Origin of the sequence: Frankia sp. KB5 (assembly GCF_002099325.1) — a bacterium.
Lineage (GTDB): Bacteria > Actinomycetota > Actinomycetes > Frankiales > Frankiaceae > Frankia > Frankia casuarinae.
This window is the reverse complement of sequence record NZ_MRUJ01000306.1, coordinates 1-7,774: the sequence shown is the minus strand read 5'-3', so window position 1 is coordinate 7,774 and position 7,774 is coordinate 1. Positions and strand designations below refer to the sequence as shown.

The 7,774-nt window shown below is 65.9% G+C and carries 7 protein-coding genes and 2 pseudogenes; 6 read left to right on the top strand and 3 right to left on the bottom strand.

Features of this window, described 5'->3' with window-relative positions; all coding sequences use genetic code 11:
• Positions 1 to 253, top strand: a pseudogene (locus tag KBI5_RS23050) (ISAs1 family transposase); the annotation flags it as partial.
• A 24-nt stretch (positions 254 to 277) separates the two neighbouring features.
• Entirely contained in the window at positions 278 to 1,918 is a 1,641-nt protein-coding gene (locus KBI5_RS23045) for an MMPL family transporter (RefSeq protein ID WP_347272534.1), read from the top strand.
• Between the two features lie 139 nt (positions 1,919 to 2,057).
• On the opposite strand, the gene KBI5_RS23040 is transcribed toward KBI5_RS23045, so the two are convergent.
• Together KBI5_RS23040 and KBI5_RS25710 are read right to left on the bottom strand one after the other, a co-directional pair.
• Positions 2,058 to 2,981 (bottom strand): alpha/beta hydrolase, encoded by a 924-nt coding sequence (locus KBI5_RS23040; RefSeq protein ID WP_157902577.1) that lies wholly within the window; start codon positions 2,979 to 2,981, stop codon positions 2,058 to 2,060.
• Between the two features lie 382 nt (positions 2,982 to 3,363).
• Positions 3,364 to 3,536: pseudogene (locus tag KBI5_RS25710) on the bottom strand (response regulator transcription factor); the annotation flags it as partial.
• 174 nt (positions 3,537 to 3,710) lie between these two features.
• Here KBI5_RS25710 and KBI5_RS23030 point away from each other — a divergent pair.
• The 3 genes from KBI5_RS23030 (at position 3,711) to KBI5_RS23020 (ending at position 6,830) form a co-directional block, all read left to right on the top strand.
• The gene (locus KBI5_RS23030; RefSeq protein ID WP_011437622.1) at positions 3,711 to 4,244 is read left to right on the top strand and encodes an NUDIX domain-containing protein; all 534 of its coding nucleotides are present in this window, start codon (positions 3,711 to 3,713) and stop codon (positions 4,242 to 4,244) included.
• A gap of 197 nt (positions 4,245 to 4,441) precedes the next feature.
• Positions 4,442 to 5,332: a hypothetical protein gene (locus tag KBI5_RS23025; RefSeq protein WP_011437623.1), complete on the top strand. Its 891-nt coding sequence runs from the start codon at positions 4,442 to 4,444 to the stop codon at positions 5,330 to 5,332.
• Between the two features lie 274 nt (positions 5,333 to 5,606).
• Positions 5,607 to 6,830 carry an IS110 family transposase gene (locus tag KBI5_RS23020; protein ID WP_085016445.1) on the top strand — a complete coding sequence of 408 codons (1,224 nt, stop codon included), beginning with the start codon at positions 5,607 to 5,609 and terminating at the stop codon, positions 6,828 to 6,830.
• Positions 6,831 to 6,931: 101 nt separating this feature from the next.
• On the opposite strand, the gene KBI5_RS23015 is transcribed toward KBI5_RS23020, so the two are convergent.
• On the bottom strand, positions 6,932 to 7,246 hold the full coding sequence (locus KBI5_RS23015; protein ID WP_241883133.1) for a metalloregulator ArsR/SmtB family transcription factor: 315 nt from the start codon (positions 7,244 to 7,246) through the stop codon (positions 6,932 to 6,934).
• A gap of 50 nt (positions 7,247 to 7,296) precedes the next feature.
• Here KBI5_RS23015 and KBI5_RS23010 point away from each other — a divergent pair.
• Positions 7,297 to 7,774, top strand: a 478-nt coding sequence (locus KBI5_RS23010) for a transposase (RefSeq protein ID WP_133057129.1), incomplete at its 3' end; no start/stop codon positions are given.

The following is a 7,774-nucleotide window of genomic DNA, read 5'->3' as shown; positions in this document are numbered from 1 at the left end:
CTACGCCCGAGGGCATTGGACGATCGAGAACAAGGTCCACTGGGTGCGCGATGTGACGTTCCGTGAGGATGCCTCGCGGGTTCGGACCGGCCCACTGCCCCGCATCATGACCACACTCCGTAACCTGATCATCGGGCTGATTCGCCTCGCTGGCCATAACCGCATCGCCCCGACCATCCGCAGAATCCGACACGACAACGCCCTGCTCCTGGCCATCCTCACTCTCGACAACCCCGCTGACCTGCATAAATGACTTTGCGGGTCACCCTGGGCTTACATCATCATCATCATCGTTCTGCTGCTGTTCTTCCGTGCCGTCGTTCCGGCAGTCCTCACCCTGACGATGATCGGGCTCGCCATGACGATCAGCCAGGCATGGCTGTACGCCGTCGGCAGCCAGGTGGAACTAACCCAGTTCACCACGACAATCATGACCTTCGTCATGCTCGGTGCTGGCGTCGACTACAGCATGTTGCTGTCCTCCAGATATCGGCAGGAACGCCTGGCTGGCCGCGACCCGAAAGAAGCCGTCGTCAACGCCACCATCCACGCCGGTAAAAGCATTGCCCTCGCGGGAAGCACCGTCATCCTCGCGTTCGCCGCAACCCTGCTCTCACCGGTCGACTGGATCCCGCCGCTCGGCTATGGGGGGCTCGCGGGCATCCCGGTGATGCTGCTGGCCGCACTGACGATCACACCGGCGCTGCTGGTTCTGCTGGGCGACAAATTCTTCCTGCTCGGTGTCCGGCCGCTCACGGATATGGAGTCCAAGGGCTGGCTGACCAACCTGCTGCGACGGCTGGCCGTGCTGCCGCGACGGGCACCCGTCGCCGTCGTCGCGGTGTTCGTGCTGGCGACGATCCCCATCATTGTCCTCCTGGGATCCCACCGGCTGACCTCCGACCCGGTCGCGCTGAGCCCGGACACAGACGCCCGCCGCGGCTACAACCTTATCGCCGAACACTGGCAACCCGGCCTGCTGCAGCCGACGACCGTCGTCGGTGACATCGGCGACAACGGTCACCGAGGCGACACTCTCACCCTTGCCGGCTGGCAGCGACTGGACAGCCTAAGCGACGCGATCGCCCGCACTCCCGGCGTGGTCTCCGTTTCGAGCCTGTCCCGCCCCACGGGCACGAAGCTGTCCTGGGAGGACACGTCGGCGCTACCACAAAACGTCCGACAGGACTTTCTGGCCCCGGACGGCGCCCTGCGGCTGTCCATCGTGCTGGCTGGGGACCCACTGTCGGAGCAGGCGAGGTCGACGATCCGGACGCTGACCACGCTGGTCGCCGACAGTACCATCGACAACGCTCAGGTCGGTGGTGCCACCGTCATCGACCAAGAATACGATGCGGCGCTGACATCGTCCTTCTGGAAGATGATCGCCTTTGTGTGCGCCGGCGTCATAGTGCTGCTGACCTTCGCATTACGATCCATCCTGGTCCCGATCCGGCTGATCCTGACGATCGCKCTCAGCAACATTTGGGCACTCGGCGCCACGCTCGCGGTCTTCGCCGGCTGGCTCGATGAACCCGTCATCAACGACCTACCAATCTTCCTGGTGATCCTCATGATGGGTCTCGGCATGGACTACGAAATCTTTTTGATAACCCGGATCCGAGAAATAACCCGGCAGGGAAGCAGTGACGCCGACGCGGTGACGACAGCTATCGTGGACACCGGCCGGGTAATCACCGCTGCCGGCCTGGTTATGGCGGGAACACTGGGGACGATGATGCTCTCGTCAACGTTGATGCTGCGCGAGTATGGCTTCGGCCTCAGCGTCGCGGTGCTGCTCGACGCCACGCTGATCAGGCTCGTCCTGGCGCCCGCCACACTCCTGATAGCCGGGAAGTACAACTGGTGGCTGCCCTCCCTACGGCGCCGCGCCGCCGCCCCGGACGGGCCGGCGTGAGGTAGACGGCGCCATTCCATAACCATTCCGTATCCCGCGTGACACCGCCGTATCCCGCATGACACTAAGATTTACCGGCCAGGCCAGGACACGCCCGACACGGCATACCGGAGTTGACACTTCCTTGCAGGATGCGCCATTATTGAAGAAATTTCAACAAGAGTGCGTTGACCCTTTCCGGCTGCTCTTCATGCGGTAGGTGGCCGGCATTTTCTATGGAGACGAAGCGGGCGTTTGGAAGCCTTGCCTCAAGATTCTGGCCAAATTTTATTGGTATGTAACGATCATCCTTGCCCCAGATCACAAGAGTCTCGTTGTGTACCTTTTCGAGATGCCGGTCGACTTCGCTCCAGTTCAAATTACGTTGCAGGATGTACTGAGCTTTGAGGTTGCGAGAATAAGTGATAGGAATATATATCTGGCGAATCTCCGCGTCAGATACGGCCGATGGGTTGCTGAAGAGATTTTCGTGTATATCCTTCCTGACGTTGCCAAAAGAAAAGAAGTGTACGAGCAACTCGCCTACCAGCGGATACGACAGGTACTTCCAGGAGCTCCCGTCGTGAGCCGCGATCTCCGCCGTCCCCGTAGCATCAATGAGCACTATCCTGCCGACCTCATCAGGGTAAACCTCGGCAAAATAAAGCGCCCAACCGCCACCCCATGAACTCCCAATAAAATCAGCCTGGACAATTCCTTGCTTTGCCAAAAAATCTTTCAGGAGCGTCGCGAATCCGGCCAAGGTGAGCGTAGCAGGATCCTGGTAGGTGGTGAAACCATGCCCGGGCATATCCAGGGCATACACAGTATGCTCCCGGGCAAGTTCATCGATGTTCTTCCGGAAAGAATACAGYCAGGYGCCACCGCYATGCAGGAGAATGACAGGTCTACCAGCGCCTTGCTTCAGATAGTGGAGCCGTGTATCACCTATGTCCATGTATCGAGTTGTACGTTCCTTCAGAAACGAGGGCGTCTCCTTGAGATTCCGCCCAGGCTCGACGCCGTAGGCAAAAAAGCTAACAGCTAGGAAGCCTAGCAAGAACAGGCTAATAATAGAAAGCATATATATCCTGGCTACAGCACAACTCATTCTTGGACTCCAACTAAAGTGCTAAGCCTGCTAGCTTGAAAAGTCCTGATTCCACACCAAGAAATCTATCCTTAATCTTCTTGCAGAATAGAACACCCTCGCCCACCGTAACACGGTCGGGAACATACTCTTCAGCTCCACCAAGCCCTATAGTGCCAAGGCGCGAGGAATCTCCCGGAAAAATGCCTGAACCGCCTCGGCGTGTCCGGCGGTGAGGCGTCCTCGGTTCTGTAGGATCGGCTTGCTGGATGGTGACCATCCAGCCTTGGCGGCTGGCCGGCAGACGAGGATGTAGCCGGGATGGTTACCGTCCCCGTCCCGTGCCACCGCCCTACCCACCGGTCGGTATGGGACGGGGACGGCGCGTCAGGAACTCCAGGAGGGAGAACTGCCGTGGCGTCGGCTCGACCGGTGACTCACCCCGCCAGGCCCGGTGCGACGCGGGTCGAGCCGGAGGTCGCCAGCCGCCAGGACGACCGGGCGTTCCCCACCACCACGGCGCAGCAGCGCCCGCAGTCGCGCCACCAGACTCCGGTCGTCATCCGCCACCAGGATGCGCATGTGCGGAACAGGGCCACCCTGCCGCTGAGCGCCAGCCGAATCCCTGCTGAATCTTCGCTCTGAAGGACGGGGCCCTGCGCGCTACGTTTCCCGGTCACGGGCCTCGAGTCGGTCCGCGGGAAGAAGAGCACGAGGAGGATCATGCGGCACGAACACCGGACCCCGGTCGACGTTCTTGCGCTACTGATACGGGACGGCCGCCTGCTCCTGACGAAACGCGCGGGAGGCATCTACGGAAGCGGCTGCTGGGCGCTGCCCAGCGGACGGATCGAGCCCGCCGAGGACGTCGTGACCGCGGTGATCCGGGAGCTCGACGAGGAGCTCGGTATCGGGGTCGAACCCGAGGATGTCGCTTTCGCGGGTATCACGCATGCCCTTCCGCCGGACAGCGACGCTCGTATCGGTTTCGGCTTCCTGGTGTCGCGGTGGAGCGGCGAGCCCACCAATCGGGAGCCAGCCACCTGCTCCGCCCTCGCCTGGCACCCACCGGACGATCTGCCGGCCGACACCCTGGCGTACAGCAGGGAGATCATCCGTCTGCATCTGCGGGCGGAACCGTTCTCCCGGTTCGGCTGGCCGCCGAGTCGGGGAGCGGGCGCACGATCGCGGCAGGCTTTCTCGGCTATCCGGTCCCGCGACCGGTCCACGGGTCCCCCGCCAGACCGAGCTGGCTGATCCAGGTCTGGTAACAGCGGCGGTCGGCGAGCCGGGTCCAGTCGCCGCCCCACCGCTCCATGGCCGTACGGACACCGCACCCGCAGAATGCGCATGGCGGCGACGTGGATGCAACATGCAACAAAACCTTCACGGTTGTCGACCGATAGCAATGGAGATGCTACTTTCAGTTCACACCTTGAGCGTGAGGGGAGAGGGTGACGATCATCGCCATCGCGCCGCATCGAACGCCCGTACGTACCGCCGTCGCGATGATCAGCATCCTCGCTCTCACCACCGTCCTGATCGGCGTCGGCCTRGCCGGATCCGCCGTGGCCGGCGCCTGCCCGACGGCCGGGTCCAGCGACGTGGGGAAGACGGGGAAGATCAGGAAAACCGAGAAAACCTGTCCCGATGGGGACGATGCGCCGCCGTTCGGCTTTCTCGATCTCGCCGACGCATCCCCCGCCGGCATCCGCGTCGCCGGCTGGACCATCGACCCGGGGGACCTCACCCACCCCCTGGCCGTAACGATCATTCTGGACGACGTCGCCACCGCCAGTGTCGTCGCCGACCGCTCCCGTCCCGACGTCGCCCGGGCCCACCCGGGCGCCGGCCCCGACCACGGCTTCGACACCACCGTGGCCGCCGCACCCGGCACCCACACCGTCTGCACCGCCGCGGTGAACATCGGCCCGCTCGGCTCCTTCCACCGGCGGAGCCTCGGCTGCGCCACCGCGACCGTGGACGCGCCCGCCGTCGACCACACGCCCCTCGGCTACCTCGACCTCGCGACGCCCAACCCGTGGATCACCGCCGGCTGGAGCAGCGTCCGCGTCGCCGGCTGGACCTACGACCCCGACGACCCCGCCGACCCCCTCATCGTCACGGTCACTCTCGACGCCACCACCGCCACCACCGCCACCGCGGACACCTCCCGACCGGACGTCGCCCGCTTCTACCCCGACGCCGGCCCCGACCACGGCTTCGAGACCACCGTCATCACGAGCGCCGTCCCGCACACGGTGTGCGCCTACGCCACGAACGCCGGGCCCGACGGCCCCATCCGGCATCAGCTCGGCTGCGCCACCGTCTCCTGGCTCCCCTGACCGCTGCTGGCCCCTGACCGCTGCTGGCCCCTAATGGGACATACCGGGCAGCCGTGAGGCAGGCTCGGTTCCGGTAGCCGCCAGCAGGTGAGCACTCGAGGCCCCTGGACGCAGGACGAGTCCTAAGGTCAGACCGTGCCCCTGCCGGTGGTCGGGAGAGCGGACCATAGATGGGATGTCGTGCCCGCTGATCGTGGCGTGAGCACTTGACCATTAGGGTGTGGTGGATCTCCTGGAGGCTGCCGGACCTGGTGCCGAGAGACGGGAGACCCGGATGCTGTTCGTCGGTGACGACTGGGCGCAGGACCACCACGATGTGGAGGTGCAGGACGAGACGGGTCGGCGACTGGCGAAGGGCCGGCTGCCGGAGGGCGTGGCCGGGATCGCCCGGCTGCACGCGCTGATCGGGCGGCACCTGGCCGAGGACGCCGGCCCGGAGCAGGTCGTGGTCGGGATCGAGACCGACCGCGGCCCGTGGGTGCGGGTGCTCGTCGCGGCGGGCTACCAGGTGATCGCGGTGAACCCGTTGCAGGCGGCGCGGTACCGGGAGCGGTACTCGACGTCGGGTGCCAAGAGCGACGCCGGCGACGCGCACAGCCTGGCGGACATGGTCCGTACGGACCGTCACCAGCTGCGGCCGGTCGCTGGGGACAGTGACACCGCCGAGGCGGTGAAGATCGTGGCGCGGACGCATCAGAACCTGATCTGGGACCGGACCCGCCAGACCCAGCGGCTGCGCTCGGCGCTCCTGGAGTTCTTCCCGGCCGCGCTGGCCGCGTTCGACGACCTCGATACCCCTGACGCGCTGGAGCTTCTCGCGAAGGCGCCGTCGCCGGCCGAGGCCGCGAGGCTGACCGTTGCGCAGATCAGCGCCGCGCTCAGGCACGCCCGCCGGCGGAAGATCCCCGAGAGGGCGGCCGCGATCCGGGCGGCGCTGCGGGCCGAGCAGCTGCCCGTCACGCCGGCGGCGACCACCGCCTACGCCGCGGTCGTGCGCGCCCAGGCCGGGCTGCTCGCAGCCCTCAACGGCGAGATCGCCCGGCTCGAGGAGCAGGTCGCGGACCATTTTGACCAGCACCCGGACGCGAAGATCCTGCTGTCCCAGCCCGGCCTGGGACCGGTCCTCGCGGCCCGGGTGCTCGCCGAGTTCGGTGACGACCCGACGCGCTACGCCGACGCGAAGGCACGGAAGAACTACGCCGGCACGAGCCCGATCACCCGCGCCTCCGGGAAGAAGAAGACGGTCCTGGCCCGCTACGCACGCAACAACCGGCTCGCCGACGCGCTACATCAGCAGGCGCTCTCGGCCCTGAGCGCATCCCCGGGCGCCCGGTCGTACTACGACGCGATCCGCGCGCGCGGCACGTCGCACCACGCCGCGCTGCGCCAGCTCGGCAACCGGCTCGTCGGAATCCTGCACGGCTGCCTCAAGACCCACACCCCCTACAGTGAGGCAACCGCATGGACACAGAAAGCAACACTCGACGTCGCCGCTTGACAACGAAAACCATGGGATGTCTGACCGCTGCTGGCCCCTCTGACCACCGCCGGCCGCGATGCGCAGGTCCCGCCCGGCGGTCGTCTCACTCGGTAGTCGTCTCACTCGGCGTCTGGAGCGGCGGCCGGAGCGAAGACCGTGGCTAGCGCGGGCAGCGCTCCGGGCACGAGTCGGTAGTAGGCCCACACGCCACGCTTCTCCCGGCTGATCAGACCGGCGGCGACAAGAACCTTCAGGTGGTGGCTGACGGTCGGCTGGGTCAGCCCGAGCGGCTCGGTCAGTTCGCAGACGCACGCCTCACCACCCTCCCGCGCATAGATCATCGACAGCAGCCGCAGCCGGGCGGGAACGGCGATCGCTTTGAGCACACCGACGACTCTGCTGCTTAATTCGGCGGGGTGCCGTGGGTGCGGCATGATCTCCTCTGCGGTCCGGGTCGCCTCACGGRCCATGGGAGGTGGGGCAGATGTCGTTGCAGCCGAAGGGGCTGCCTGAGATCCCGGCGCAGACCGTGGCGGTCGCGCGGGCGGCGTTCCCACGGGGGACGCTGGYGATGCGGCTACGGGACCRCCTCGCGGAGGTGTTCGTCGATGAGTCGTTCATCGAGGCGTTCGGCCGCCGTGGTGCGCCGGGACTGTCACCGGCGGTGCTGTCGCTGGTCACGGTGCTGCAGTTCACCGAGAACCTGACCGACCGCCAGGCCGCGGCGATGGCGGTCCGCGCGATCGACTGGAAGTACGCCCTCGGCGCGGAACTGACCGACACGGGCTTCGATGCGACCGTGCTGTCCCGGTTCCGGACCCGCCTCGCAGACCACGCTCTGGAACGGGTGATCTTCGACCGGCTCGTGGAGGCCTGCCGTGAGCGGGGCCTGATCGGAGCCGGGGGCCGGGCGCGCACCGATTCCACCCATGTGATCAGCGCGGTCCGGGACCTGAACCGGA